The 1,884-nt window shown below is 65.2% G+C and carries 3 protein-coding genes; 1 reads left to right on the top strand and 2 read right to left on the bottom strand.

Translation table 11 applies throughout. From position 1 onward, the window contains the following. Positions 1-124 precede the first annotated feature (124 nt). Positions 125-463, bottom strand: a complete 339-nt coding sequence (gene glnK / locus VSO01S_RS26420; protein WP_068645705.1) for a P-II family nitrogen regulator — start codon at positions 461-463, stop codon at positions 125-127. 64 nt (positions 464-527) lie between these two features. Next, positions 528-1,349, bottom strand: a complete 822-nt coding sequence (locus VSO01S_RS26415; protein WP_068645706.1) for a TorF family putative porin — start codon at positions 1,347-1,349, stop codon at positions 528-530. A 185-nt stretch (positions 1,350-1,534) separates the two neighbouring features. On the opposite strand from VSO01S_RS26415, the gene VSO01S_RS26410 reads away from it, so the two are divergent. Continuing rightward, positions 1,535-1,884: magnesium chelatase domain-containing protein (locus VSO01S_RS26410; protein WP_281179874.1), on the top strand; the 350-nt coding region annotated here is incomplete at its 3' end.

Raw genomic sequence — 1,884 nt, 5'->3', positions numbered from 1 at the left:
GGGCGCGGCGGGCGTCTGTGCAAAGCCGGAGACGCCGGCGGTGAGCACGCTCAGGCCGAGCGCGAGGGAAACGAGCAGTTTCTTCATTTTGTAGAACTCTTTCGTGCCTGCTTTTTCTGGTGGATCAGAGTGCCTCGCGCCCGGTCTCGCCGGTGCGGATGCGCACGACCTGCTCCAGGTCGTAGACAAAGATCTTGCCGTCGCCGATCTTGCCCGTGCGGGCAGCGCCTTCGACGGCCTCGATGACGCGGTCGACCAGTTCGTCGGCCACGGCCGCTTCGATCTTCACCTTCGGCAGGAAGTCGACGACGTATTCGGCGCCGCGGTAGAGCTCGGTGTGGCCCTTCTGGCGGCCGAAGCCCTTCACCTCGGTGACGGTGATGCCCTGCACGCCGATGGCCGAGAGCGCTTCGCGCACCTCGTCGAGCTTGAAGGGTTTGATGATGGCTGTGACCAGCTTCATGGACGTTCTCCTTGGAATAGTCTGGAGCCCGCGCCGCCGACGAGGGCGGTCGCAGGCCTGTGCATTACAGCGTCTTGGTCAGGGCCACGATGAAGCGGGCCTTGTTGGGGTTGAGGGTCTTGCCGTCCGCGCCGGTCACCTCGAAGGCGCTGCCCTTGTTGGCGCCCTGCACATAGCCGCCCAGGGACAGGCCGCCGCCGAAGTCGTACGAAGCGCCCACGTTGTAGTCGTAGTAGTTCTGCGCGACGGTGTTGTCCTTGATGTCGGAGGCGAAGAAGGTGTAGCCCACCGCCGCCTTGAGCGTGAGCTTGGGCACCACCTCGTAGGCGTAGCCCAGGTTCAGGTAGCCGGTGTTGCGCCCCGACAGGCCCGAGCCGGCCTTGGCGCCGGCCCAGTTGAAGTAGTCGTCCGAGACGGTGTGCGAGTACTTCAGGGTGAAGGCGCCAAAGGCGCTGGCGTAGCTGCCCGAGCCGTAGATTTCCCAGGTGTTGCCTTGCGTGGCGCCGGGGTAGATGTAGCCCAGGGTGCCCACGTCCCAGTCCAGGCCGCCGGCCTTGAACTTGTAGCCGCCGTAGACGTCCATCTCGATGGAGTTGCCGTCCATCCAGTTGACGCTGGAGTTCCAGTTGCCGATGTAGAAGCCGCTTTCGTGGGCGTAGTCGAAGCCGCCCTGGAGGGCCGGCTTGACGGCGCTGGTCTTGAAGTTGCCGTTGCTGCCCAGCACGTCCTGGTCCTGGCCGCGGAACTTGTAGTTGGTGGTCAGCGTGACGTTGGCCGTGATGGGGGATGCTTCCGCAGGCGCTGCCGCTGCCTGTGCCAGGGCGGCGTTCGAGACGGTCAGGCCGGCGGCCAGAATGGCCAGGGCCAGTGCGGATTTGCGGTGCATCATTGGGGGGCTCCTCGGTTTGCTGGTTGGTGGTTGGTAGACAACCCATCCATAGCAGGGACCGTGCCAAAGTGTGTCAGCGGCTTCACATTTGCTGCGGAAGACACCGGATCTAGGTTGAAGAAACGTACAAGACGCCAGGTGGTGCGGCGGCGCGCCGCACCAAACTGGTGAAAGGGAGGAAAGTGAGTCTGTCTTTGGTGCAAAGCCGCGCCCTGCTGGGCCTTGATGCGGCACCGGTCACCGTCGAGGTGCATCTGGCCAATGGCCTGCCCAGCTTCACGCTGGTGGGCCTGGCCGACGTGGAAGTGAACGAAGCGCGCGAGCGGGTGCGCTGCGCCATCCAGAACGCCGGGCTGGAATTCCCCAACAACAAGCGCATCACCGTGAACCTGGCGCCGGCCGACCTGCCCAAGGACTCCGGCCGCTTCGATCTGCCCATCGCCCTGGGCATCCTGGCGGCCAGCGGGCAGGTCGATGCGGCGCGGCTGGCCGGCCACGAGTTCGCCGGCGAGCTGTCGTTGTCCGGCGAGCT

This window comes from Variovorax soli NBRC 106424, assembly GCF_001591385.1.
Classification (GTDB): Bacteria; Pseudomonadota; Gammaproteobacteria; order Burkholderiales; family Burkholderiaceae_C; genus Variovorax; species Variovorax soli.
The sequence above is the reverse complement of the archived record's forward strand: the minus strand, read 5'-3'. Positions and strand labels throughout refer to the sequence as shown.